Genomic DNA, 25587 nt, shown 5'->3' on the forward strand with positions numbered 1-25587 from the left:
GATGGCCACTGGCGGACAGGGACAAATTGGTAACGTCGATCTGGTAAAGCAGCTGAACAGCGCGGCGGTCTACCGCCTGATCGATCAGCAGGGGCCGATCTCTCGAATTCAGATTGCTGAATACAGCCAGCTGGCCCCCGCCAGCGTCACCAAGATCACCCGCCAGCTGCTGGAGCGCGGGCTGATCAAAGAGGTCGATCAGCAGGCCTCCACCGGCGGGCGGCGTGCCATCTCCATCGTCACCGAGACGCGCCGCTTCCAGGCGATCGCTATTCGCCTGGGCCGCTATGACGCCACCATCACCCTGTATGACCTCAGCGGCAAGGCGCTGGCGGAGACCCACTACCCGCTGCCGCAGCGCACCCAGGAGACCGTCGAGCACGCCCTGTTTCAGGCCATCGACCACTTCATTAACGATTACCAGCGCAAAATCCGCGAGCTTATCGCCATCGCCCTGATGCTGCCCGGCCTGGTCGATCCAGATCTCGGTATCGTCCGCTACATGCCGCACATCACGGTCAGCGACTGGCCACTGGTTGAACGCCTAGAGGCGCGCTTCCGCCTGGCCTGCTTTATCGGTCACGATATTCGCAGCCTGGCGCTGGCCGAACACTACTTCGGCGCCAGCCGCGACTGCCGGGACTCGATCCTGGTGCGACTGCACCGCGGCACCGGCGCCGGGATCATCGTCGATGAGAACATCTTTCTCGGCAGCAACGGCAACGTCGGGGAGATCGGGCATATCCAGATAGATCCGCTGGGAGAGCGCTGCCACTGCGGCAACTTTGGCTGTCTGGAGACCGTGGCGGCCAATGCGGCTATCGAACAGCATACCCGCCGCCTGCTGGAGCAGGGCTACCCCAGCAGCCTGACGGTCGACGGCTGCACCATCAACGCCATTTGTCGGGCCGCCAACCGCGGCGATAGCTTAGCCGTCGAGGTGATTGAACGGGTCGGACGCTACCTGGGGCGCGCTATCGCCATCACCATCAACCTGTTCAATCCCCAGAAGATCGTCATCGCCGGTGAGATAACCGACGCGAGCAAGATCCTGCTGCCGGCCATCGCGCGCTGCATTCAAACCCAGACGCTGAAAAACTTTCGCCATAATCTGCCGGTGGTCACCTCCGAGCTCGACCACCGCTCCGCCATCGGCGCCTTTGCGCTGGTCAAGCGCGCCATGCTGAACGGCGTGCTGCTGCAGCGTCTGCTGGAGCATCACCACTGAGCCGCGTACGACGCGTCGGTTATACCAGGGGCTGCAGCGCGATAGCGATCCGGCTACGCTCGCGGCCGGTGCTCTTTTTATGGAAAAAGATCGCCGCGTCGCTGACCTCGGACAGCGCCTGCACGTGTGTGCCGCCGCAGGGGATCAGCGTCTCACCATAGCGCCAATAGAAAAGGCTGTCCGTCTCCGGCGCCGACTCTACCGCCAGAGGGTGCGCCTGCGCCAGCAGGTCGCGGGTATGGGCCTGAATAGCGCAGAAGTCATCCTCGCTCAGCTTTTTATCCAGCGAGAACACCGCCTTCTGCGCATCGATGGTGCACCCCTTAATGCCGATGCCGGCGCTGAAGTAGCGGTTAACGGCGGAGAACAGAAAGTGCGCCAGCGTATGGTGACGCATGATGGCGTAGCGCCGCGGCCAGTCGATCTGCATGATAACGCGGTCGCCGGGCTGCAGATCCGGCGCATAGGCCAGGCGGTGGACGATCCGCGTCTCCACGGCCACCAGCGGAACGTTGACCCCCTCACGCTTGATATACAGCTTATGCCCCAGCTTGTGCTGCACATCGACCACCGGGCAAGGCGTCCCGCCCGCGGCGGAGACGATCGCCCCAACGTCGCACACCTGTCCCCCCGACTCGGCATAGAAGATGGTCCTATCGAACACCGCCAGATCGTTTTCAAGGTACAGCAGCGTGGCTTCCAGGCGGGTCAGGTAGGGCTCCTGGTTATATACCCGCTGCGTCGCCGGCTGCGCATAGACGCGGTCACGGTCATAGTGAAATTCCATATTCGTCCTCATTTATCCTGATCAGGGTATCCCCGCACGTACCTCCCTCTGACTCTACCCCAGTGGACCGGCGACTGCACCCCCTGATTGCCGCCATCCGGCCCAGCGTGAAGCAGGCGATAATGCGCTCAGCCGTGGTATAGTCTTTAGCTGCATTAACTGCATTATCAACGAGAAGCTCTCAGCTATGACAATAAAAAGCGTTATTTGCGATATTGACGGCGTCCTGATGCACGACAATACCCCGGTTCCCGGCGCCCGTGAGTTTTTACAGCGACTGCAGCAGCAGGAGATGCCGCTGGTGATCCTGACCAACTACCCCTCGCAGACCGGGCAGGATCTGGCCAACCGTTTTGCCTCCGCCGGCATCGACGTTCCTGAGCAGGTGTTCTATACCTCCGCCATGGCGACCGCCGACTTCCTCAAGCGGCAGGAGGGCAAGAAGGCCTACGTCATCGGCGAGGGGGCGCTGATCCACGAGCTGTACAAAGCCGGCTTCACCATTACCGACATCAACCCGGACTTCGTGATCGTCGGCGAGACCCGCTCCTATAACTGGGAAATGATCCACAAGGCGGCCTACTTCGTCGCCCACGGCGCGCGCTTTATCGCCACCAACCCCGACTCCCACGGCCGCGGCTTCTTTCCCGCCTGCGGCGCCCTGTGCGCGCCCATCGAACTGATCGCCGGCCGCGCGCCGTTTTACGTCGGCAAACCCAGTCCGTGGATTATCCGCGCCGCGCTGAACAAGATGCAGGCCCATTCGGAAAGCACCGTCATCATCGGCGATAACCTGAAAACCGATATTCTGGCCGGCTTCCAGGCCGGGCTGGAGACGATCCTGGTGCTCTCCGGCGTCTCCACTCTGGAAGACGTGGACACCATGCCCTTCCGCCCCAGCTATATCTACCCGTCGGTGGCCGACATCGACATTCTGTAATCGCCCCTCCGGCGGCTGCGGCCGCCTTTTTTAGATATTTTTCAATAAAAGCGCATTTTTTTTATCGTCCATCTAAAAATAAGCGCGCGTACAAAACTTTTTTACCCCGCCAGAGCAAAATGCTTGATTTCCATTCAACGGATGACGCATGTTGATGTCATCCGCCGCGCCGCAGGGCGCCGCGCCACCTGATACCGTCAATGTCGTAGGGGAAACGCTATGTGTTCGATCTTTGGAGTGCTCGACCTAAAAACCGATCCGCAGGCGCTGCGCAAGACAGCGCTGGAGATGTCCCGTCTAATGCGCCACCGCGGCCCGGACTGGTCCGGCATCTATGCCGGTGAACGCGCCATTCTGGCCCATGAGCGCCTGTCTATCGTCGATGTCAACACCGGCGCCCAGCCGCTGTACAACGCGCAGCGCACCCACGTTCTGGCGGTCAACGGTGAAATTTATAACCACCAGGCGCTGCGCGAGCGCCTGGGCGATCGCTATGCGTTTCAGACCGGATCCGACTGTGAGGTGATCCTGGCGCTGTACCAGGAGTACGGCCAGGACTTCCTCGACCAGCTGCGCGGTATGTTTGCCTTTATTCTGTATGACGCCGAGCGGGACGCCTATCTGATCGGCCGCGATCACCTGGGGATCATCCCGCTGTACATGGGGCACGATGAACACGGTAACCTGTTTGTCGCCTCCGAGATGAAGGCGCTGGTGCCGGTATGCCGGACGCTGCGCGAATTCCCCGCCGGCAGCGCCCTGTGGAGCCGCGACGGCGAGATCCGCCGCTACTACCAGCGCGACTGGTTCGACTACGCCGCCGTAGAGCACAACCCTAGCGACGCCGCCGCGCTGCGCGGTGCGCTGGAGGAGTCGGTCAAGAGCCACCTGATGTCCGACGTCCCCTACGGGGTACTGCTCTCCGGCGGACTGGATTCGTCCATTATCTCCGCCATCACCAAAAAATTTGCCGCCCGCCGCGTCGAAGACGACGAGCGCAGCGCCGCCTGGTGGCCGCAGCTGCACTCCTTTGCCGTCGGCCTGTCGGGAGCGCCGGATCTGAAGGCCGCCCGAGAGGTCGCCGACCACCTCGGCACGGTACATCACGAGATCCACTTCACCGTCCAAGAGGGCATGGACGCCATTCGCGACGTGATTTACCACATCGAAACCTACGACGTCACCACCATCCGCGCCTCGACGCCGATGTACCTGATGGCCCGTAAAATTAAAGCGATGGGGATCAAAATGGTGCTCTCCGGCGAAGGCGCCGACGAGGTGTTCGGCGGCTACCTCTATTTCCATAAGGCCCCCAACGCCAAAGAGTTCCACGATGAGACGGTGCGCAAGCTGCTGGCGCTGCATATGTACGACTGCGCGCGCGCCAACAAGGCGATGGCCGCCTGGGGCGTCGAGGCCCGAGTACCGTTCCTCGACAAGGCGTTTTTAGACGTGGCCATGCGCCTCAACCCGCGCGACAAGATGTGCGGCAGCGGGCGCATCGAAAAGCAGCTGCTGCGCGAATGCTTCGAGTCCGACCTGCCGGCCAGCGTCGCCTGGCGTCAGAAGGAGCAGTTCTCCGACGGCGTCGGCTACAGCTGGATAGACTCGCTGAAAGCGGCCGCCGCCGTCCAGGTCAGCGACCAGGCGCTGGCCAACGCCCGCTTCCGCTTTCCCTACAACACGCCGACCAGCAAAGAGGCCTACCTGTACCGCGATATCTTTGAGCAGCTGTTCCCGCTGCCGAGCGCCGCGGAGTGCGTGCCCGGCGGCCCCTCCGTCGCGTGCTCCTCCGCCAAGGCCATCGAGTGGGATGCGTCCCTGCGTAAAATGGACGACCCCTCTGGGCGCGCCGTCGGCGTACACCAGTCCGCCTACTAACCCCCCGCGGCGCGCCCGTTTCCCGGCGAGCGCGCCGCGCCGACTCCCCCTGCCAGACCGGCGTTAGCCTACTTTTCACCGACTTTTGCTGCTTTTCGCGCCGACCTGTATAATCAATCGGCAAACGTGCGCGGCGATGGCGTTTCTGCTAAAAAAGGGGTTGACGCTTCCCCCCCATATCCGCATAATGCGCCCCGCAACGCCGATGAAGGCTAGCGAATAAAGAACGGCTACGTAGCTCAGTTGGTTAGAGCACATCACTCATAATGATGGGGTCACAGGTTCGAATCCCGTCGTAGCCACCACTCTTTATTACGCAAGTGGGCGGGAGTGGCGAAATTGGTAGACGCACCAGATTTAGGTTCTGGCGCCGCAAGGTGTACGAGTTCAAGTCTCGTCTCCCGCACCATTTCAACCCGGCTTGCGTCGGATGGGGTATCGCCAAGCGGTAAGGCAGCGGGTTTTGATCCCGCCATCCCCAGGTTCGAATCCTGGTACCCCAGCCATATTTTCTGTCTCGATGGAGACTGGATACAGTCCCTGATGGGGTATCGCCAAGCGGTAAGGCAGCGGGTTTTGATCCCGCCATCCCCAGGTTCGAATCCTGGTACCCCAGCCACAGAAAATAACGTTTGCAATTCAATAAGTTGTATGATTTACTAGTAACACATTGATGGCTACGTAGCTCAGTTGGTTAGAGCACATCACTCATAATGATGGGGTCACAGGTTCGAATCCCGTCGTAGCCACCACTTTTGGGGTATCGCCAAGCGGTAAGGCAGCGGATTCTGATTCCGCCATCCCGAGGTTCGAATCCTCGTACCCCAGCCAAATTTATTCGGTTCGCCACGGCGGGCCGCGCATCGAAAGATGCCACCCAACAATTGGGGTATCGCCAAGCGGTAAGGCAGCGGATTCTGATTCCGCCATCCCGAGGTTCGAATCCTCGTACCCCAGCCAATAAGAGAGCTCACCTTCGGGTGAGCTTTTTTTTTGCCTGTCGTGTGCCCGCGCCTTTGGCCCCGCGGCGCGCCATACGACGCACCGCCCGTCACCATCGCCTACAGCCCGATAGCGTAGCGCAGCGCGCGCGCCTTGAGCCCTCCGGCGCGCTCCGCCGCCATCAGCCCCAGATTACGCAGCAGCGTCAGCGGCGGCAGACGGTTGCTGAAGGCGCCGTAAAAGAGATCCATCCCGATCTGCATCAGCAGGTTGTCACCCAGGCGACGGCGCTGATAGCGCTGCAGCACCGCCTGCGTCTGCCACGCCTCACCGCGCGCCGCAGCCGCCGGCACCACCTCCAGCAGCGCCGACACGTCGCGATAGCCCAGATTAACCCCCTGCCCGGCGAGCGGGTTAATGGTGTGCGCCGCATCGCCCAGCAGCAGCAGTCCCTGGTCCACGTAGCGCAGCGCGTGGCGCCGAATCAGCGGAAACGCCGCCGCGGCCACCGCCTGCACCGGCCCCAGACGGGCGGGAAACGTACGCAGGATCGCCTCATTCAGCTGCGCCAGCGGCATCGCCAGCAGCTGACGGATACGCGCCGGGCTGTCATACCACACCAGCGAGCCCCAGCCGGGCCACAGCGGAAGAAAGGCCCGCGGGCCATCCGGGGTAAACTGCTGCCAGGTGACATCCTGCGGCACCGGCGACGTCTTCACGCTGATCAGCATGCAGTCGTGGCGATACTGCCAGCCGTGAACGCCGATGCCGGCCTGGCTGCGCACCCGGGACTCGGCGCCGTCCGCCGCAATGACCAATCCGGCATAAAGCCGTTCGCCGTTATCCAGCGCCAGCCGCCACCCCTGCCCTTCGCGCTGTAACTGCTGCAGCGCCGCCCCGGTATACAGCGTGACGCCCTCGCAGGCCTCCAGCGCCTGCCACAGCGCGCGCTGCAGCACCCGGTTCTCCAGCATAAAGCCCAGGCACGGCAGACCGAGCGTCTCGGCGCGAAACGAAACCGTTGACGACGCCCACTCCCAGGTCTCCAGCCCGCGGTAGGGCACCGCGCGCATCGCGCATACCGCCGACCACACCCCGAGCTGCTCCAGCAGGCGCACGCTAGCCATACTGATGGCAGAGATGCGCAGATCGGGATCGCTGTCCGCGACAAACGGCGGCGGCGGGCTGTTTTCCAGCACCGTCACCCGCAGACCGGCCTGCGCTAGCCCCAGAGCCGCTGCGGCGCCCACCATCCCACCGCCGACCACCACAATACCGCCCGCGTCCTGAACCATCTCCACTCCCCTGTCGCCGCACGTTTTGCGCTAGTGTAGCGGATTTCAGCCCCCTTGCCCCCCGCTATCTGACTGGTCACGACAGCGCCAAGCGATTACAATAGCCGCCCTGCCGCGGACGCAACGGTCACCGCCGGCACGGCGCCTGAGGGCGTCTGCGCGTCCCTGATCCACCTGCACTGAGCAATGGCAAGTCGATGACAAAAAAACTGCATATTAAAACCTGGGGCTGTCAGATGAATGAGTATGACTCATCCAAGATAGCCGATCTGCTGGGCAGCACGCATGGCCTTGAGCTGACGGATAATGCCGAGGACGCCGATGTCCTGCTGCTGAATACCTGTTCGATCCGTGAAAAGGCGCAGGAAAAAGTGTTCCATCAGCTTGGCCGCTGGAAGATGCTCAAAGAGGCCAAGCCGGATCTGATCATCGGCGTCGGCGGCTGCGTCGCCTCCCAGGAAGGTGAGCATATCCGCGAGCGCGCCAGCTGCGTCGACATCATCTTTGGCCCGCAGACGCTGCACCGTCTGCCGGAGATGATCGACAGCGCGCGCAGCAGCCACGGCCCGGTGGTTGACGTCAGCTTCCCGGAGATCGAAAAGTTCGACCGTCTGCCGGAGCCGCGCGCCGACGGTGCCACCGCCTTTGTCTCCATCATGGAAGGCTGCAACAAATACTGTACCTACTGCGTGGTGCCCTATACCCGCGGCGCCGAAGTCAGTCGCCCGTGCGACGACGTGCTGTTTGAAATCGCCCAGCTGGCCGCCCAAGGCGTGCGCGAGGTCAACCTGCTGGGGCAGAACGTCAACGCCTACCGCGGTGCCACCTTCGACGGCGGCCTCTGCTCCTTTGCCGAGCTGCTGCGCCTGGTGGCCGCCATTGATGGCATCGACCGTATCCGCTTCACCACCAGCCACCCAATAGAGTTCAGCGACGACATCATCGCCGTTTATGAGGATACGCCGGAGCTGGTCAGCTTCCTGCACCTGCCGGTGCAGAGCGGCTCCGATCGCGTCCTCAACCTGATGAAGCGCACCCATACCGCGCTGGAGTACAAGGCGATTATCCGTAAGCTGCGCAGAGCGCGCCCGGATATTCAGATAAGCTCCGACTTTATCGTCGGCTTCCCCGGCGAGACTCAGCAGGACTTCGAACAGACCATGCAGCTGATCGCCGAGGTGGACTTCGACATGAGCTACAGCTTTATCTTTTCCGCCCGTCCGGGCACCCCGGCCGCCGATATGGTGGACGACGTAGCGGAAGAGGAGAAAAAGCAGCGTCTGTACATTCTGCAGGAGCGCATCAACCAGCAGGCCATGCGCTACAGCCGCCGCATGCTGGGCACGGTACAGCGCATTCTGGTCGAGGGTACCTCGCGCAAAAACGTGATGGAGCTGTCCGGACGCACCGAAAACAACCGGGTGGTCAACTTTGCCGGTCAGCCGGAGATGATCGGGCGCTTTGTTGACGTCGAGATCACCGAGGTGCTGCCCAACTCCCTGCGTGGCGTCGTGGTTCGCAGTGAAGAGGAGATGGGGCTGCGCATCAGCGAGTCACCGCAGTCGGTGATCGCCCGCACCCGCAAAGAGGACGATCTGGGCGTCGGCAGCTACCAGCCGTAACCCCCTCGCCCCCTCAACGCCCGGCCCCGCGCCGGGCGTGCGGGTAGCGCCCCACCGACGCCCTACGGGTAGTGATACCCTCCCTGGATCCCCAGCGGCACGCCCGCCCACCACATCGTCAACAGCAGCGCGCACCAGCACACCGCCAGCAGCAGCGAATAGGGCAGCATCAGCGCCGCCAGCGACCCGATCCCCGTCGATGAGACATATTTACGGCAGTAGACCACCACCAGCGGGAAATACCCCAGCAGCGGAGTAATAATATTCGAGGTGGAGTCACCGATGCGATAGGCCGCCTGCGCCAGCTCCGGCGACAGCTGCACCGCCATCAGCATCGGCACCAGGATCGGACTGAGCAGCGCCCACTTGGCCGACGCCGAGCCCACCAGCAGGTTGATCAGAAACACCAGCAGCACCACCCCGATCACCGTTCCCGCGCCAGGGACGCTCAGGGCCTTGAGCCCGGCGGCGCCGGCCAGCGCCAGCAGCGTGCCCAGATTGGAGGTGTTAAAAATCGCGATAAACTGGGCGGCAAAGAACACGATGACCAGATAGTAGCCCATCGCGCGCATGTTGTGGCTCATCGCCTCGATGACATCCTTCCCCTGGGTAAAGCGCCCGCTGACAACGCCATACACCGTCCCCGGGATAACAAACAGGATGAAGATCAGCGGCACGATGGCCTGGATCGCTGGCGCCGACGAGGCGCTCAGCGTCCCCGCCGGGCTGCGAAAGGGCGAGGCGTCGGGGTACATCAGCACGCCCAGCCCCGCCAGCATCAGCAGCATCACCGTCAGCGCCCGACGAAACGCCCGGTTCTCCCGCGGGGTAAAGCCGTCGATAGCCTCCTCCGCCGCCTCGACGGGCATGTCCACCGCCTGCTGGCGCAGGCGCGGCTCGATGATGCGATCCGTCACCAGCCACACCAGCAAGATCACCATCAGCGAAGAGAGGGAGGTAAACACGAAATTGCACAGCACATTCACCGTGTAGTCCGGCGCCAAAAGGCGCGCCGCCGCCTCGCTGAACCCGGCCAGCAGCGCATCGTTGCCAGAGGGAATGAAGCTGGCGGAGTAGCCACCAGACACCCCGGCGAAGGCGGCGCAGATCCCCGCCAGCGGATGGCGCCCCACGCGCTGGAACACCACGCCCGCCAGCGGGATCACCAGCACGTAGCCCACGTCGGCCGCCACATGGCTGATCAGCGCCACCAATACCACCATCGGCGTCAGCAGGCGCGCGGGGGTGATCCGCACCAGCTTTTTCACCGCCGCATCGATAAAGCCGGCGCGATCGGCGACCCCGACCCCGAGCAGCGCCACCAGCACGATGCCCAGCGGCGGAAACGCGGTAAAGGATGAGGTCATCTTGCTAAGGAAATCCACCAGCGCCGTCAGGGTCATCATATTGACCACCTGTACTGCCTCGCCGCTGCGGGGATTGATAAGGTCAAAGGAGACCTGCGACAGCGCCGCCGACAGCAGTAGCAGCAGGGCCATCAGATAGATAAACAGCAGCGCCGGATCCGGTACCCGGTTCCCCAGGCGCTCGACGGCGCCGAGAAAGCGCGCCATGCCTCCGTGAGCCGCCCCTGCCGGGGCGGGCGTGTTCTGAGGTGAAGCCATTGTCTGAGCCCTCCATGTCTGCGTCACCGCGGGCCATGGTATCAGTCACCTGCGCCGTTTTTTTTGCGCCGCTCCTCAGTTAAAAAAACGTTAAATCAGACATAACAGTGATATATTAATAAAATAAAATATAATGATTACATAGTATTAAAATAACGGGAGCTATTCCCCTGGCGCGCCGCCGCCGCGCGCGAAGATTGGCAATTGCTACCCCGTGGCATGTATGATGTGCATAACCGCTGTATACCGCGTGGCCATCGCATGGCCCGCATCCCTGCGTCCCCCGCGCCGCGGGCGGCGCAATGCACACACGAATCCAGAGGATTGATTTGAACGTCACAACCGAAGAACTCTTGCTTGAGCCCGCTGACAATCAGCGGTTGAACAGTCTGTGCGGCCCGTTTGATGGCAACATTAAGCTGCTCGAACGCCGCCTGGGGATCGAAATCAATCACCGTGACAATCACTTTACGCTGGTCGGACGGACGCCCTGCGTGCGCGCCGCCGTGGACATTCTCAAGCGCCTGTATGTGGATACCGCGCCGGTGCGCGGCCAGACGGGCGATATCGACCCCGAGCAGATCCATCTGGCCCTCAAGGAGAGCCGGGTGCTGGAGCAGGCCGCCGAGCACGTGCCGGACTACGGCAAAGCGATCCACATCAAGACCAAGCGCGGGCTGATCAAGCCGCGTACCCCGAATCAGGCGCAGTACATCGCCAATATTCTCGACCACGATATCACCTTCGGCATCGGCCCGGCCGGTACCGGCAAGACCTATCTGGCGGTAGCGGCGGCGGTGGATGCCCTGGAGCGTCAGGAGATCCGCCGCATTCTGCTGACCCGCCCGGCGGTGGAAGCCGGTGAAAAGCTGGGCTTCCTGCCGGGCGATCTCAGCCAAAAGGTCGACCCGTACCTGCGTCCGCTGTACGATGCGCTGTTTGAAATGCTCGGCTTCGAACGGGTCGAGAAGTTGATGGAGCGCAACGTCATCGAAGTGGCGCCGCTGGCCTATATGCGCGGACGCACCCTGAACGATGCCTTTATCATTCTGGATGAGAGCCAGAACACCACCATCGAGCAGATGAAGATGTTCCTCACCCGCATCGGCTTTAACTCCAAGGCGGTGATCACCGGTGACATCACTCAGGTGGATCTGCCGCGCAGCCAGAAGTCCGGCCTGCGCCACGCCATTGAGGTGCTGTCGCCGGTGCAGGAGATCAGCTTTAACTTTTTCCACAGCGAAGACGTGGTGCGCCACCCGGTGGTCGCCCGCGTGGTGATGGCCTATGAGGCCTGGGACGCCGCGGAACAACAACGTAAAGAGGCCCTGGCCGCCGAGCGTAAACGCGAGGCGCAGGCCGCGCAAACACAGGAATAACCATGAGCAATATCATTCTCGATCTGCAGATCGCCTGCGTAGAGACCCCGGGGCTGCCCGCCGAAGGCGACTTTCTGCGCTGGCTAGAGGCGGTGCTGCCGCGCTTTCGCGATGAGGCCGAGGTGACCATCCGCCTGGTGGACGAGGCCGAAAGCCACGAGCTTAACCTCACCTACCGCGGCAAGGATCGCCCGACTAACGTCCTCTCCTTCCCGTTCGAAGCCCCGCCGGGCATCGAGCTGCCGCTGCTCGGCGACATGGTGATCTGTCGCCAGGTGGTAGAGCGCGAGGCGCAGGAGCAGAACATTGCTCCGCTCTCACATTGGGCGCATATGGTTGTGCACGGCTCGCTTCATCTGCTAGGGTATGACCACATCAGCGACGAAGAGGCTGAGGAAATGGAGTCTCTGGAAGCCGACATCATGCAGGCGCTGGGATATCCCGACCCCTACGCGGCGGAAAAAGAGTCCGACTGAACGACCCCCTCGGGGTCACGTTTGCGGTGGGCGATGACGCCCGCCGTTAAGATTGACCAGACAAAGAGTAACCATACATACACGCTATGAGCGACGACCATTCTCAGAATAGCGACAGCCCCAGTCCCCATAAGAAAGGCTTCTTTTCCCTTTTGCTCAACCAGCTGTTTCACGGTGAACCCAAGAACCGCAGCGATCTGGTGGAGCTTATCCGCGACTCCGAGCAGAACGATCTGATCGATCCCGATACCCGCGACATGCTGGAAGGGGTGATGGACATCGCCGAGCAGCGCGTGCGTGACATCATGATCCCGCGCAGCCAGATGGTGACCCTGAAACGCAACCAGACCCTGGACGAGTGCCTGGACGTCATCATTGAGTCGGCCCACTCGCGTTTTCCGGTGATCAGCGAAGACAAAGATCATATTGAAGGGCTGCTGATGGCCAAGGATCTGCTGCCCTTTATGCGCAGCGACGCCGAGCCGTTCCGCATCGATAACGTGCTGCGCCAGGCCGTGGTCGTACCGGAAAGCAAGCGCGTTGACCGCATGCTCAAGGAGTTCCGCTCCCAGCGCTATCATATGGCCATCGTCATCGACGAGTTCGGCGGCGTCTCCGGGCTGGTCACCATTGAAGATATTCTGGAGCTGATCGTCGGCGAGATCGACGATGAGTACGATGAGGTGGAAGATCGCGACGTGCGCCAGATCAGCCGCCATCTTTACACCGTTCGTGCGCTGACCCAGATCGAGGATTTCAACGACATCTTCGGCACCCGCTTCAGCGACGACGAGGTCGATACCGTCGGCGGCCTGGTGATGCAGGCGTTCGGCCATCTGCCGTCGCGCGGAGAGAGCATCGACATCGACGGTTACCAGTTTAAAGTCGCTATGGCCGACAGTCGACGTATCATACAGGTTCATGTCAAAATTCCGGATGCATCACCTCAACCGCAACTGGACCTGGAACCCTGAATAACCGATGACCATCGCCGCTTTACTGCAACGCCAGCGGGTACGCGCCCCGCTGGCGCTGATAACCGGTGCCTGTGGCACCCTGGCCTTTTCGCCCTACGACTTTTGGCCCGCCGCGCTTCTCTCTCTGTGCGGCCTGCTGGCCGTCACCCTCAATCGCACCACCCGTCAGGCCATGCTGCTGGGCTTCCTGTGGGGGCTCGGACTGTTCGGCAGCGGCGTCAACTGGGTCTACGTCAGCATTGAACAGTTCGGCGGTATGCCGACGCCGGTCAGCGTGTCGCTGGTTGTGCTGCTGGCGGCCTACCTGGCGCTCTACCCGCTGCTGTTCTGCGCCGTGCTTAACCGCCTGTGGCCAAAAACCACCGTCTGGCGCCTGGCGATCGCCGCCCCGGCGCTGTGGCAGGCGACGGAGTTCCTGCGCGGCTGGGTGCTGACCGGCTTTCCCTGGCTGCAGTTCGGCTACAGCCAGCTCAACGGTCCGCTGAAGGGCATCGCCCCGCTGGCCGGCGTGGACACCATCACCTATCTGCTGGTTATCATCAGCGGCCTGCTGGTGCTGGCCGCCGTCCAGCGCCGTCCCCTGACGCTGGCGCTGGCGCTGGTGCTGCTGTGCGCCCCCTGGCCGCTGCGCCAGATGCACTGGTATCAGAGCCTGCCGCAGAAAGCGGTCAACGTGGCCATGGTACAGGGCGATATCGCCCAGTCGATGAAGTGGGATCCCAACGCGCTGATCGCCTCGCTGCAGACCTACCTGGAAGCGACTCGCCCCTACCTGGGTAAGGCGCCCATCATCATCTGGCCCGAATCGGCCATCGCCGATACCGAAGCCAACGAGCAGCCGTTCCTGACCATGATGGATCGCCTGCTGCGCGCCCACCACAGCAGCCTGATCACCGGGCTGGTGGACGAGCGCCCGGGAGCACGCGGCATGGATTTCTACAACTCCGTGATCGTGCTGGGGGGCGAGAGTCCCTACCAGTACCCGGCGCACCAGCGCTACAGCAAGCACCACCTGGTGCCGTTTGGCGAATTTGTCCCGATGGAGGATCTGCTGCGTCCGCTGGCGCCGTTCTTCAACCTGCCGATGTCCGCCTTCAGCCGCGGCGACTATGTGCAGCCGGCGCTGCGGGTGCAGGGATACAATCTGACCACCGCTATCTGCTATGAGATCGTGCTGGGCGAACAGGTGCGGGCCAACTTTCGCCCGGATACCGACTTCCTGCTCACCGTCTCTAACGACGCCTGGTTCGGCCACTCTATCGGTCCGTGGCAGCACTTCCAAATGGCGCGCATGCGGGCCTTGGAGCTGGGCCGACCGCTGCTGCGCGCCACCAATAACGGCATCACCGCCGCCGTGGACGCCTCCGGCAACGTCATCGCCCGCCTGCCGCAGTTTACCCGCGGCGTGCTGGAGGTGAACGTCACGCCGACCCGCGGCGAGACCCCCTATGCCCGCCTGGGCAGCACACCGCTGTGGCTGCTGAGCGCCGTAATGGGTGCGCTGGCGCTGATCTACGCCCTGCGCCGCCGCTAAGGCTCGCCTCCCCGAGTGCAGCCTTCGGGCTGCACTCGCTCACCGTTGGCACAGCGTTTGCAATCCTTTCCCCTGCGACGCCTCGCCGCCGGGTTTTCTCCCCCGCGATCCCGGGTGTTGCACCCTGATAGCGCATCTTCACGCACACAGGCTGTGCAAACCCCCTGTTTTGCCATAAAACGGTGCGCTTTTGATCTCATTTTGAAAACATATTGATATCATTTTATTTACATTAAGCTATGTTTTCTCCATGACGCCGCGCGCCTTCGTTCGGTGCGCGTATGATAAAAATAATAGATAAAACATATAGATAAACACAACACCCCCCACAATGGAAGGAGCAATGCATGCGTAAGTCTGTGTTATCACTAGTTCTTCTGGGCCTGTCTTTCCCCCTGTTTGCCGCCGCGCAGGACGCTACCGACGGCTCGCCGACCCTGCAAAAAATCAAAGACAGCGGCGTGATCGTGGTCGGCCACCGCGAATCCTCGGTCCCCTTCTCCTACTATGACAATCAGCAGCGGGTGGTCGGCTACTCCCAGGACTACGCCAACGCCATCGTCGACGCGGTGAAGAAACAGCTCAACCTGCCCGCGCTGCAGGTCAAACTGCTGCCAATCACCTCACAGAACCGCATCCCGCTGCTGCAAAACGGCACCTATGACGTCGAGTGCGGCTCCACCACCCACAACGCCGAACGCCAGCAGCAGGTCGCCTTCTCCAACACCCTGTTTATCGTCGGCACCCGCCTGCTGACGGCCAAGGAGAGCGGAGTACATGACTTCCGCGACCTGGCCGGTAAGCCGGTGGTGGTCACCTCCGGCACCACCTCGGAAATCATGCTCAACCGCATGAACGAAAAGGATGGCATGAAGATGCGCATCATCAGCGCCAAGGATCACGGCGACGCCTTCCGCACCCTGGAGAGCGGGCGGGCGGTGGCCTTCATGATGGACGACGCGCTGCTGGCGGGGGAGCGCGCCAAGGCCAAGCAGCCTGAGCGCTGGGTGATTGTCGGCACCCCGCAGTCCTATGAGGCCTACGGCTGTATGCTGCGCCGGGACGATCCGGCCTTCAAAAAGCTGGTCGACGACACCATCGCCCACGTGCAGACCTCCGGCCAGGCCGCCGACGGCTATCGGCGCTGGTTCGAACAACCCATTCCGCCGAAGAACATGAACCTGCAGTTCGCCCTCTCCGATGAGATGAAGACGCTGTTCGCCACCCCCAACGATCGCATCGCCGAATAATCAGCCCGGCGCCACCCCCTGCGCGCGGGGGTGCGCGTCTGCGGCGCGCCCCGCACGGCGGAGCGCCGGCTAACCGGAGTCACCTATGTCTATCGATTGGAACTGGGGCATCTTTCTGCAGCCGGCCCCCTTCGGCGGCACCACCTACTTGGGCTGGATTTGGTCCGGCATGCAGGTCACCGTCGCTCTGTCGCTGGCGGCCTGGGTCATCGCCTTTCTCCTCGGCTCGCTGCTGGGGATCCTGCGCACCCTGCCCAGCCGTCCGCTGGCCATGATTGGCGCTATCTATGTCGAGCTGTTCCGCAACGTCCCGCTGATCGTCCAGTTTTTTACCTGGTATCTGGTGGTGCCGGAGCTGCTGCCGACCGACTGGGGCAACTGGTTCAAAGGCGAACTGGACCCGTCGATCCAGTTTTTTGTCTCCTCGCTGCTGTGCCTGGGGCTGTTTACCGCCGCCCGGGTCTGCGAGCAGGTGCGCGCCGCCATTCAGTCTCTGCCGGCCGGGCAGAAGAGCGCCGGACTGGCCATGGGCTTCACCCTGCCGCAGACCTACCGCTATGTCCTGCTGCCCAACGCCTATCGGGTGATCGTACCGCCGCTGACCTCTGAGATGCTCAATCTGGTCAAGAATTCGGCCATCGCCTCCACGATCGGGCTGATGGAGATGGCCGCCCAGGCCGGCAAGCTGCTGGACTACTCGGCGCATGCCTATGAATCCTTCACCGCCATCACTCTGGCCTATATCGCCATCAACGGCCTGCTGATGCTGGCCATGCACCTGCTGGAGCGGCGACTGCAGCTGCCGGGCAGCATGGGGAGCCGCTAATGTACGCATTCGACTGGAGCTCCATCACCCCCAGCCTGCCCTATCTGCTGGACGGCATGGTGATCACGCTAAAAATAACGCTGACGGCGGTGGTGGTCGGCATTCTGTGGGGCACCCTGCTGGCGGTGATGCGGCTATCGCGCTGGAAGCCCCTCGCCTGGCTGGCCGCCCTGTATGTCAATCTGTTCCGCTCGGTACCGCTGGTGATGGTGCTGCTGTGGTTCTATCTGGTGGTGCCCAGCCTGCTGCAGCGCTTTCTCGGCCTGTCGCCCCAGAGCGATATCCGCCTGATCTCGGCGATGGTGGCCTTTGCGCTGTTCGAGGCCGCCTACTACTCCGAGATCATCCGCGCCGGCATCAAAAGCGTCGCCCGCGGGCAGAACGCCGCCGCGCTGGCCCTGGGAATGACCCCGTGGCAGTCCCTGTACCTGGTGGTGCTGCCGCAGGCGTTCCGCGCCATGGTGCCGCTGCTGCTCACCCAGGGCATCGTCCTGTTTCAGGATACCTCGCTGGTGTACGTGCTGAGCCTGGCGGACTTCTTCCGCACCGCCTCCACCATCGGCGAGCGCGACGGCACCCAGCTGGAGATGATCCTGTTTGCCGGCGCCGTCTACTTTATCATCAGCCTCAGCGCCTCGCTGCTGGTCAGCCATCTCAAGAAAAGGAGCGCCCTATGATCTCCCTGCAACAGGTCAGTAAATGGTATGGACAGTTTCAGGTGCTGAGCGACTGCAGCACCCACGTCGACAAGGGCGAGGTGGTGGTGGTCTGCGGCCCCTCGGGATCCGGCAAATCGACCCTGATCAAAACCGTCAACGGGCTGGAGCCGATCCAGCAGGGGCAGATCTGCGTCAACGGCACCGCGGTGCACGATCGCCGCACCGATCTGGCGCGTCTGCGCTCGCGGGTAGGCATGGTCTTTCAGCACTTCGAGCTGTTTCCGCACCTGTCGATCATCGATAACCTGACCCTGGCCCAGGTCAAGGTGCTGGGACGCGCCGCGCCGCTGGCGGTCAGCAAGGGGCAAGCGCTGCTGGATCGCGTCGGCCTGGCGGCGCACGCCGCCAAGTTTCCCGCTCAGCTCTCCGGCGGCCAGCAGCAGCGCGTCGCCATTGCCCGGGCGCTGTGCATGGATCCGGTGGCGATGCTGTTCGACGAGCCGACATCGGCCCTCGATCCGGAGATGATCAACGAGGTGCTGGACGTGATGGTCTCCCTGGCAAGAGAGGGGATGACCATGATGGTGGTCACCCATGAGATGGGATTCGCCCGCAAGGTGGCCAACCGGGTGATCTTTATGGATGAGGGACACATCGTCGAAGATCGCGAGAAAGATGCCTTCTTCAGCCAGCCCCACTCGGCGCGGGCGCGCGATTTTCTGGCCAAGATCATCCACTAGGCGAGCGCCTCGCCCGCCGATGGCCGGAGTGCGCCCCGCCTCACGCTTTGCCGTCCGGCGGCTGTTCGTCCGCCCATCGCAGGGGTATGGTGCCAGAACGAATCCGTCAATTACCTGGAGCGTTTCATGGCGTTACCCCTGATTATCGACTGCGACCCCGGCCACGACGATGCCATCGCCCTGATCCTAGCGCTGGCCAGCCCGGAGCTGGAGGTGCGCGCCGTCACCACCAGCGCCGGCAACCAGACCCCGGAAAAAACCCTGCGCAACGCCCTGCGCATTCTCACCCTGCTGCGCCGCGGCGATATCCCGGTGGCCGGCGGTGCCGCCAAGCCGCTGATGCGCGACCTGATCATCGCCGACAGCGTTCACGGCGAAAGCGGCCTCGACGGCCCCCGTCTGCCGGAGCCGGACTTTGCCCCTCAGCCCTGCGGCGCGCTGGCGCTGATGGCCCAGGTGCTGCGCGACGCGGCGCAGCCGGTCACCCTGGTGGCCACCGGCCCGCTGACCAACGTGGCGCTGCTGCTGGCCGCCCACCCGGAGCTGAAGCCGCGCATTGAACGCATCGTCATCATGGGCGGCAGCGCCGGCGCGGGGAACTGGACCCCCGCCGCCGAATTCAACATCTACGTCGACCCCGAGGCCGCCGAAATGGTGTTCCAGAGCGGGCTGCCCATCGTCATGGCTGGCCTGGACGTGACCCACCGGGCGCAGATCCTCGACGCCGATATCGAGCGCCTGCGCGACATCGGCAATCCGGTGGCGCGCACCGTCGCCGAGCTGCTCGACTTTTTCATGCGCTATCACCGTCAGGAGCGATGGGGCTTTCAAGGGGCACCGCTGCACGACCCCTGCACCATCGCCTGGCTGCTGCGTCCGCAGATCTTTACCTGCGCCGAACGCTGGGTGGGGGTGGAGACCCGCGGGCGCTACACCACCGGGATGACGGTGGTGGATGACTACGCCCTGAGCGGCAACGCTCCCAATGCCACCGTGCTGCTGGACGTCGATCGCCAGGCCTTTGTCGATCTGCTGGCTGAACGGATCGCCGCCTATGGCGACATGGCGCAGGAGACCCCCGGCGTCGGCTGATGAGCCGCCCCGCGGGGAAAGGTGCCCGCCGCACGCGGCGGGCAAGCCCTCAGGGGCGGAAGGGACGGCGGTGAAACTGATCGTGACCGCAGCGCGGACAGCGCGGCAGGATCTCTGGGGTATACACATCCAGGTTAAAGTGGCACTTCTCGCACACCAGGTGTCCCAGGCCAACCACCTCGCCGCTGTGATAAACGCCGTGGTGGTTCACATCCTGCAGCACCTCGCGCCACTCCAGCTGGGTTTTGTCGGTAATATCGGCCAGCTCCTGCCACAGGCTCTCCTTGATGACGCGCATAAACACGCTGTCTTCCATCTCATCGCGGCTATCCTGATAGGCGCGGGCAAACTCTTCCAGATCGCGGCGCATCGCCTGACGGATCTGTTCAATATCGGCCTCGCTCAGATCGCTGGCGTGGCGGAGCTGCTGCTCCGCGCTCTCCAGCAGCGCATCGATATCGCGCTCCCCCTTCTCCAGGCGTTTAGTCAACGCCGCCAGCCACTGCTGATAATAGTGCGTTACTTTGCTCATCTCCTACCTCCGTTCAGCACCGCGTCAGAACATCTCTGGCCGGCCCCCTGCGGTGGCCCGCGTGAAAACTGCCTCTATAGCGTATATCAGGACGATCTGGGATCCCGCTTACCGTGCGCGGACAAGCGCTATCCCCGTTATATTTTAGCCGTAATTCATTGACAGACTGTGATCTTCACGTAGCGTATGTAACAAAACGGCACCAAGGGTAAGCCGACGGGGGGAAAGAATTCACCGCCGGCGCGCTCGGCGGTTGTTGCCCGCGACGCTTATCGGCTATCCTATGCCGATCACCATCACATATCAGGCTACAGGTGTAGCTGTTTTACTAACAGGACTTCCAGCTGCCATGCAAGAGCAATATCGTCCAGAGGACATTGAATCCCACGTCCAGCGCCATTGGGATGAACAGAAAACCTTCCAGGTCACCGAAGATGACAGCAAAGAGAAATACTATTGCCTCTCCATGCTGCCGTATCCCTCCGGCCGACTGCATATGGGCCACGTCCGTAACTACACCATCGGTGATGTGATTTCCCGTTACCAGCGCATGCTGGGCAAAAACGTGCTACAACCCATCGGCTGGGACGCCTTCGGCCTGCCGGCAGAGGGCGCGGCGGTGAAGAACAACACCGCGCCGGCCCCCTGGACCTATGCCAACATCGATTACATGAAGAACCAGCTGAAGCTGCTGGGCTTCGGCTACGACTGGAGCCGCGAAATCGCCACCTGTAAGCCGGATTACTACCGCTGGGAACAGTGGTTCTTCACCAAGCTGTATGAAAAGGGGCTGGTCTATAAGAAGACCTCTGCGGTCAACTGGTGCCCGAACGATCAGACCGTGCTGGCCAACGAGCAGGTCATCGACGGCTGCTGCTGGCGCTGCGACTCCAAGGTCGAGCGCAAAGAGATCCCGCAGTGGTTTATCAAGATCACCGACTACGCCGATCAGCTGCTCAACGACCTCGACAAGCTGGAAGACTGGCCAGAGCAGGTTAAGACCATGCAGCGCAACTGGATCGGCCGCTCTGAAGGGGTAGAGATCACCTTCCGCGTCGCCGATCGCGACGACACCTTCGCCGTCTACACCACCCGCCCGGACACCTTCATGGGCGTCAGCTACCTGGCGATCGCCGCCGCGCACCCGCTGGCCCAGCAGGCCGCCGCCAACAACCCGGCGCTGGCGCAGTTCATCGACGAGTGCAAGAACACCAAGGTTGCCGAGGCCGACATGGCGACCATGGAGAAGAAAGGCATGGCCACCGGCCTGTACGCCATCCACCCGCTGAGCGGCGAACGCCTGCCTATCTGGGTCGCCAACTTTGTGCTGATGGACTACGGCACCGGTGCGGTGATGTCCGTTCCGGCCCACGACCAGCGCGACTGGGAGTTCGCCGCCAAGTACCACCTGCCGATGAAGCCGGTGATCCTGGCCGCCGACGGCCAGGCGCCGGACATCAGCGCCGCCGCCATGACCGACAAGGGCGTGCTGTTCAACTCCGGCGAATTTGACGGTCTGGACTTCAGCGCCGCCTTCGACGCCGTCGCCAACCGCCTGATCGCCGCCGGCGTCGGCGAACGCAAGGTAAACTACCGCCTGCGCGACTGGGGGGTTTCCCGCCAGCGTTACTGGGGCGCACCGATCCCGATGGTGACCCTGGAAGACGGCAGCGTGATCCCGACGCCGGAAGACCAGCTGCCGGTGATCCTGCCGGAGGACGTGGTCATGAACGGCATCACCAGCCCGCTCAAGGCCGATCCGGCCTGGGCGAAGACCACCGTTAACGGTCAGCCGGCGCTGCGCGAAACCGACACCTTCGACACCTTTATGGAGTCCTCCTGGTACTATGCGCGCTACACCTGCCCGCAGTACGATCAGGGGATGCTGGATCCGCAGGCCGCCAACTACTGGCTGCCGGTCGATCAGTACGTCGGCGGTATCGAGCACGCCATCATGCACCTGATGTACTTCCGCTTCTTCCACAAGCTGATGCGTGACGCGGGCCTGGTGGACTCCGACGAGCCGGCCAAGCGCCTGCTGTGCCAGGGCATGGTGCTGGCGGACGCCTTCTACTACACCGGCGCCAACGGCGAGCGTAACTGGGTCTCTCCGGTGGATGTCATCGTAGAGCGCGACGACAAGGGCCGCATCACCAAGGCGACCGACCGCGACGGCCGCGAGCTGGTCTACGCCGGCATGAGTAAGATGTCCAAGTCGAAGAACAACGGCATCGACCCGCAGGTGATGGTAGAGCGCTACGGCGCCGACACCGTACGCCTGTTCATGATGTTCGCCTCCCCGGCGGAAATGACCCTGGAGTGGCAGGAGTCCGGCGTTGAGGGGGCCAACCGCTTCCTGAAGCGCGTCTGGAAACTGGCGTTCGATCACCAGCAGAAAGGGCCGACCGTCGCGCTCGACCTGACGGCGCTGAACGATGACCAGAAAGCCCTGCGCCGCGATCTGCACAAGACCATCGCCAAGGTGAGCGACGACATCGGTCGCCGTCAGACCTTCAACACCGCCATCGCCGCCGTGATGGAGCTGATGAACAAGCTGACCCGCGCCCCGCAGGAGAGCGAGCAGGATCGCGCCCTGATGCAGGAAGCCCTGCTGGCCGTGGTGCGCATGCTGTATCCGTTTACCCCGCACGTCTGCTTCACCCTGTGGAGCGCGCTGGGCGGCGTGGGCGACATCGACGTCGCGCCGTGGCCGGTCGCCGATGACGCGGCGATGGTCGAAGATAGCAAGCTGATCGTGGTACAGGTCAACGGCAAGGTGCGCGGTAAGATCACCGTTGCCGCCGACGCCAGCGAGGAGCAGGTGCGCGCGCTGGCGGCGCAGGAGCCGCTGGTCGCTAAGTACCTCGACGGGGTCACCGTACGCAAGGTGATCTTTGTGCCGGGCAAACTGCTCAACCTGGTTGTCGGGTGAGCCTAGGAGGACGTGTGCAACACCGTATTACTGCGCTGTTGCTGGGATTGGCGGTGCTGGTCACCGCCGGATGTGGATACCACCTGCGCGGCAGCGCGCAGGTTCCCAGCGAGTTTCATCAGCTGATCCTCGACAGCAACGACCCGTATGGCCCCTTCACCCGCGCGGTGCGCGAGCAGCTGCGCCTGAACGACGTCACCATCGTCGAGGCACAGAGCCTGCCGCCGCAGGACAGCGCCGCCAAGGCGGACCCGGCGGCCACGCCGCTGCCCTCTCTGCGGCTGCTCGGCGTCAGCCAGAGCCAGGACACCGTCTCTATCTTTAAGGACGGGGTCACGGCGGAGTACCAGATGGTGATGACCGTCAGCGCCCAGGTGCTGGTGCGCGGCCACGACCTCTACCCGCTGACGGTGCGCGTCTACCGCAGCTTCTTCGACAACCCGCTGGCCGCGCTGGCCAAGGATGCCGAACAGGCGATGCTGGTGCAGGAGATGTACCAACAGGCGGCGCAGCAGCTGGTGCGTAAGCTGATGAGCGTTCAGGCCGCCGAACTGCAAAATAACGACCGCAAAATGCGCGAAGCGGTCAGCGCACCCAAGGTACAGGGCAGCAACGACTTTGACCGGGTCAACACCGGCGTTATCGCTACGCCGGCCGCTCAGGCCGGACAGCCGGTGAAATGAGCCGGATTTACCCCGAACAGCTCGGCGCACAGCTGCAGGATGGGCTGCGCGCCTGCTACTTCATTCTGGGTAACGAGCCGCTGCTGATCCAGGAGAGCCTGGACCTGATCCGCCAGCGCGCCCGCGCCCACGGATTTGACGAGCAGTTCAGCGTCACCCTCGATCCCCACACCGACTGGGATGCGCTGTTCAGTCAGTCCCAGTCGATGAGCCTGTTCGCCAGCCGCCAAATCCTGACCCTGACCCTGCCGGACAACGGTGTCAATGCGGCGATGGGCGAACGCCTGAGCCAGCTTGCCGCCCTGCTCCACCCGGATCTGCTGCTGCTGCTGCGCGGTCCACGCCTGACCCGTACGCAGGAAAACGCGGCCTGGTATAAACTGCTCAGCCCACAGGCCACCCTGGTCAGCTGCCAGACGCCGGAGCAGACCCAGCTACCGCGCTGGGTCGCTAACCGCGCGCGCCAAATGCAGCTGCAGCTCGACGAGGCGGCGCTACAGCTGCTCTGTTACTGCTACGAGGGCAACCTGCTGGCGCTCTCCCAGGCGCTGGGGCGACTCTCCCTGCTCTACCCCGACGGACGGCTGACCCTGCCGCGCGTCGAGCAGGCGGTCAACGATGCCGCCCACTTCTCGCCGTTCCACTGGCTGGACGCCATGCTGGCGGCGCGCGGCAAGCGTGCCTGGCACATTCTGAACCAGCTGCGCCAGGAGGGCTGCGAACCGGTGGTGCTGGTGCGCACCGTACAGCGCGAGCTGCTGCTGCTGCTGCAGCTCAAGAGCGGCGCGACGCAGACGCCCCTGCGCACGCTGTTCGATAAGCATAAGGTGTGGCAAAACCGCCGCCCGCTGCTGACCCAGGCGCTGCAAACCCAATCGCTGACCCAACTGCATCAGGCCGTGGCACTGCTGAGCCAGTGCGAACAGATAATCAAACAGGATTTCGGCCAATCCGTATGGCCTCAGCTGGAGTCCCTGACCCTACTACTGTGCGGCAAGACGCTGCCGGAGAGTATGCTGCATGCCGAGTGAATCCCAACCGGCGGCGCCGTCCCTACTGGCGCTGTTCGGAGGCACCTTCGATCCTATTCATTATGGCCATCTCAAGCCGGTCACGGCGCTGGCGCAGGAGGTGGGGCTCGGCCACATCACCCTGCTGCCCAACCACGTTCCCCCGCACCGACCACAGCCAGAGGCCTGCGCCGCCCAGCGCCTGGAGATGGTGCGTCTGGCCATCGCCGACGATCCGCTGTTCTCCGTCGACGATCGCGAGCTGCGCCGCGACAGCCCCTCCTACACCATCGATACCCTGGAGGCGCTGCGCGCCGAGCTGGGCCCACAGCGACCGCTGGCCTTTATCATCGGCCAGGACTCCCTGCTGACCCTGCACAAATGGCAGCGCTGGCAGGACATTCTGCGCTGCTGCCACCTGCTGGTCTGCGCCCGCCCCGGCTATCCCGATCGGCTGGACACCCCGGCGCTGCAGGCCTGGCTGGAGCAGCACCGCACCCGCGACGTTCAGCGTCTACACCGCCAGCCCCACGGCTTTATCTATCTGGCCGACACGCCGCTGCTGTCGGTCTCTGCCACCGACATCCGTCAGCGCCGCCACCTGGGGATCAGCTGCGACGATCTGCTGCCGCGCGCGGTACAGCGCTACATTGAGCTACAGGGGCTCTACCGCTGAAGCGGCCCCTTTCGCCCCTTCGGTGATTGACAGGGATTTGCAGACTGATATCCTCCGCAGCAACGTATTCTCGCCCCGCTCGCCGGCGTGCGTCCCTCGCGGAACGCATCGGGCGCCGCGTGGGGAATCATGCTTGATATAACAGCATAAATTTAAGACCTATTGATTAGGGGGAACCTTTGCAAGGTAAAGCACTCCAAGATTTCGTTATTGATAAGATCGATGATCTGAAAGGCCAGGATATCGTCGCCATCGACGTCTGCGGCAAATCCAGCATTACTGACTGCATGATCATCTGCACCGGCACCTCCAGCCGTCACGTGATCGCCATCGCCGACCACGTAGTACAGTCGTCTCGCGCCGCCGGCCTGCTGCCGCTGGGCGTAGAAGGCCAGAACGGCGCCGAATGGGTGGTGGTCGATCTCGGCGACGTCATCGTGCACGTGATGCAGGAAGAGAGCCGTCGTCTGTACGAACTGGAAAAGCTGTGGAGCTGATGCG

Annotated in this window: 22 protein-coding genes and 7 tRNA genes; 25 read left to right on the forward strand and 4 right to left on the reverse strand. The window is 63.0% G+C overall.

Features of this window, described 5'->3' with window-relative positions; genetic code table 11:
* The first annotated feature begins 1 nt into the window (after position 1).
* Entirely contained in the window at positions 2-1228 is a 1227-nt protein-coding gene (gene nagC, locus BRD58_RS13670; protein WP_012849446.1) for a DNA-binding transcriptional regulator NagC, read from the forward strand.
* Between the two features lie 19 nt (positions 1229-1247).
* Here the strand turns inward: nagC and BRD58_RS13675 are convergent, their stop codons facing one another.
* On the reverse strand, positions 1248-2015 hold the full coding sequence (locus tag BRD58_RS13675) for an alanyl-tRNA editing protein (protein WP_012849447.1): 768 nt from the start codon (positions 2013-2015) through the stop codon (positions 1248-1250).
* A gap of 187 nt (positions 2016-2202) precedes the next feature.
* Between BRD58_RS13675 and BRD58_RS13680 the strand changes: the two genes are divergently transcribed.
* The 9 genes from BRD58_RS13680 (at position 2203) to BRD58_RS13720 (ending at position 5796) form a co-directional block, all read left to right on the forward strand.
* Positions 2203-2955 (forward strand): HAD-IIA family hydrolase, encoded by a 753-nt coding sequence (locus BRD58_RS13680; protein WP_012849448.1) that lies wholly within the window; start codon positions 2203-2205, stop codon positions 2953-2955.
* 219 nt (positions 2956-3174) lie between these two features.
* Positions 3175-4836, forward strand: coding sequence for an asparagine synthase B (gene asnB / locus BRD58_RS13685; RefSeq protein WP_073383411.1), 1662 nt, complete (start codon positions 3175-3177; stop codon positions 4834-4836).
* Positions 4837-5064: 228 nt separating this feature from the next.
* Positions 5065-5141, forward strand: a tRNA-Met gene (locus BRD58_RS13690).
* A gap of 19 nt (positions 5142-5160) precedes the next feature.
* Positions 5161-5245 (forward strand) — tRNA-Leu (locus BRD58_RS13695).
* A gap of 22 nt (positions 5246-5267) precedes the next feature.
* Positions 5268-5342: transfer RNA gene (locus BRD58_RS13700), tRNA-Gln, on the forward strand.
* A gap of 38 nt (positions 5343-5380) precedes the next feature.
* Positions 5381-5455, forward strand: a tRNA-Gln gene (locus BRD58_RS13705).
* A 56-nt stretch (positions 5456-5511) separates the two neighbouring features.
* Positions 5512-5588, forward strand: a tRNA-Met gene (locus tag BRD58_RS13710).
* 4 nt (positions 5589-5592) lie between these two features.
* A tRNA-Gln gene (locus BRD58_RS13715) sits at positions 5593-5667 on the forward strand.
* A gap of 54 nt (positions 5668-5721) precedes the next feature.
* Positions 5722-5796 (forward strand) — tRNA-Gln (locus BRD58_RS13720).
* 101 nt (positions 5797-5897) lie between these two features.
* On the opposite strand, the gene ubiF is transcribed toward BRD58_RS13720, so the two are convergent.
* Positions 5898-7073 carry a 3-demethoxyubiquinol 3-hydroxylase gene (ubiF, locus tag BRD58_RS13725; RefSeq protein ID WP_073383415.1) on the reverse strand — a complete coding sequence of 392 codons (1176 nt, stop codon included), beginning with the start codon at positions 7071-7073 and terminating at the stop codon, positions 5898-5900.
* Between the two features lie 197 nt (positions 7074-7270).
* On the opposite strand from ubiF, the gene miaB reads away from it, so the two are divergent.
* Positions 7271-8695: a tRNA (N6-isopentenyl adenosine(37)-C2)-methylthiotransferase MiaB gene (miaB, locus tag BRD58_RS13730; RefSeq protein WP_015462101.1), complete on the forward strand. Its 1425-nt coding sequence runs from the start codon at positions 7271-7273 to the stop codon at positions 8693-8695.
* A 62-nt stretch (positions 8696-8757) separates the two neighbouring features.
* Here the strand turns inward: miaB and BRD58_RS13735 are convergent, their stop codons facing one another.
* Positions 8758-10320 (reverse strand): AbgT family transporter, encoded by a 1563-nt coding sequence (locus BRD58_RS13735; protein ID WP_073383420.1) that lies wholly within the window; start codon positions 10318-10320, stop codon positions 8758-8760.
* A gap of 329 nt (positions 10321-10649) precedes the next feature.
* On the opposite strand from BRD58_RS13735, the gene BRD58_RS13740 reads away from it, so the two are divergent.
* The 9 genes from BRD58_RS13740 to rihA all read left to right on the forward strand — a co-directional run bounded on the left by BRD58_RS13740 (position 10650) and on the right by rihA (position 19253).
* On the forward strand, positions 10650-11699 hold the full coding sequence (locus tag BRD58_RS13740; protein WP_012849454.1) for a PhoH family protein: 1050 nt from the start codon (positions 10650-10652) through the stop codon (positions 11697-11699).
* A gap of 2 nt (positions 11700-11701) precedes the next feature.
* Positions 11702-12175 carry an rRNA maturation RNase YbeY gene (gene ybeY / locus BRD58_RS13745; protein ID WP_012849456.1) on the forward strand — a complete coding sequence of 158 codons (474 nt, stop codon included), beginning with the start codon at positions 11702-11704 and terminating at the stop codon, positions 12173-12175.
* 86 nt (positions 12176-12261) lie between these two features.
* Positions 12262-13149 (forward strand): CNNM family magnesium/cobalt transport protein CorC, encoded by an 888-nt coding sequence (corC, locus tag BRD58_RS13750; protein ID WP_012849457.1) that lies wholly within the window; start codon positions 12262-12264, stop codon positions 13147-13149.
* Between the two features lie 7 nt (positions 13150-13156).
* Positions 13157-14686, forward strand: a complete 1530-nt coding sequence (gene lnt, locus BRD58_RS13755) for an apolipoprotein N-acyltransferase (RefSeq protein ID WP_012849458.1) — start codon at positions 13157-13159, stop codon at positions 14684-14686.
* A gap of 347 nt (positions 14687-15033) precedes the next feature.
* Positions 15034-15936 (forward strand): glutamate/aspartate ABC transporter substrate-binding protein, encoded by a 903-nt coding sequence (locus BRD58_RS13760; RefSeq protein ID WP_015462104.1) that lies wholly within the window; start codon positions 15034-15036, stop codon positions 15934-15936.
* An 85-nt stretch (positions 15937-16021) separates the two neighbouring features.
* Entirely contained in the window at positions 16022-16762 is a 741-nt protein-coding gene (locus BRD58_RS13765; protein ID WP_015462105.1) for an amino acid ABC transporter permease, read from the forward strand.
* Positions 16762-17439 carry a glutamate/aspartate ABC transporter permease GltK gene (gltK, locus tag BRD58_RS13770; protein ID WP_069579123.1) on the forward strand — a complete coding sequence of 226 codons (678 nt, stop codon included), beginning with the start codon at positions 16762-16764 and terminating at the stop codon, positions 17437-17439. The genes BRD58_RS13765 and gltK overlap by 1 nt, the downstream gene beginning before the upstream one ends.
* The gene (locus BRD58_RS13775; RefSeq protein ID WP_012849462.1) at positions 17436-18161 is read left to right on the forward strand and encodes an amino acid ABC transporter ATP-binding protein; all 726 of its coding nucleotides are present in this window, start codon (positions 17436-17438) and stop codon (positions 18159-18161) included. The genes gltK and BRD58_RS13775 overlap by 4 nt, the downstream gene beginning before the upstream one ends.
* 126 nt (positions 18162-18287) lie before the next feature.
* On the forward strand, positions 18288-19253 hold the full coding sequence (gene rihA, locus BRD58_RS13780; protein ID WP_012849463.1) for a pyrimidine-specific ribonucleoside hydrolase RihA: 966 nt from the start codon (positions 18288-18290) through the stop codon (positions 19251-19253).
* A 49-nt stretch (positions 19254-19302) separates the two neighbouring features.
* Here rihA and BRD58_RS13785 read toward each other — a convergent pair whose 3' ends face one another.
* On the reverse strand, positions 19303-19785 hold the full coding sequence (locus tag BRD58_RS13785) for a zinc ribbon-containing protein (RefSeq protein ID WP_012849464.1): 483 nt from the start codon (positions 19783-19785) through the stop codon (positions 19303-19305).
* 349 nt (positions 19786-20134) lie between these two features.
* On the opposite strand from BRD58_RS13785, the gene leuS reads away from it, so the two are divergent.
* The 5 genes from leuS to rsfS all read left to right on the forward strand — a co-directional run bounded on the left by leuS (position 20135) and on the right by rsfS (position 25583).
* Entirely contained in the window at positions 20135-22717 is a 2583-nt protein-coding gene (leuS, locus tag BRD58_RS13790; protein WP_012849465.1) for a leucine--tRNA ligase, read from the forward strand.
* Between the two features lie 14 nt (positions 22718-22731).
* Positions 22732-23400, forward strand: coding sequence for an LPS assembly lipoprotein LptE (gene lptE, locus BRD58_RS13795; protein ID WP_012849466.1), 669 nt, complete (start codon positions 22732-22734; stop codon positions 23398-23400).
* A complete protein-coding gene (gene holA, locus BRD58_RS13800) occupies positions 23397-24431 on the forward strand; it encodes a DNA polymerase III subunit delta (protein WP_069579126.1) in 1035 nt (344 codons plus the stop codon). The genes lptE and holA overlap by 4 nt, the downstream gene beginning before the upstream one ends.
* The gene (gene nadD / locus BRD58_RS13805; protein WP_012849468.1) at positions 24421-25086 is read left to right on the forward strand and encodes a nicotinate-nucleotide adenylyltransferase; all 666 of its coding nucleotides are present in this window, start codon (positions 24421-24423) and stop codon (positions 25084-25086) included. The genes holA and nadD overlap by 11 nt, the downstream gene beginning before the upstream one ends.
* Before the next feature lie 179 nt (positions 25087-25265).
* Positions 25266-25583 carry a ribosome silencing factor gene (rsfS, locus tag BRD58_RS13810; protein WP_012849469.1) on the forward strand — a complete coding sequence of 106 codons (318 nt, stop codon included), beginning with the start codon at positions 25266-25268 and terminating at the stop codon, positions 25581-25583.
* Positions 25584-25587: the final 4 nt, after the last annotated feature.

The sequence above is a fragment of the Edwardsiella piscicida genome (assembly GCF_001896205.1).
GTDB classification, from domain to species: domain Bacteria; phylum Pseudomonadota; class Gammaproteobacteria; order Enterobacterales; family Enterobacteriaceae; genus Edwardsiella; species Edwardsiella piscicida.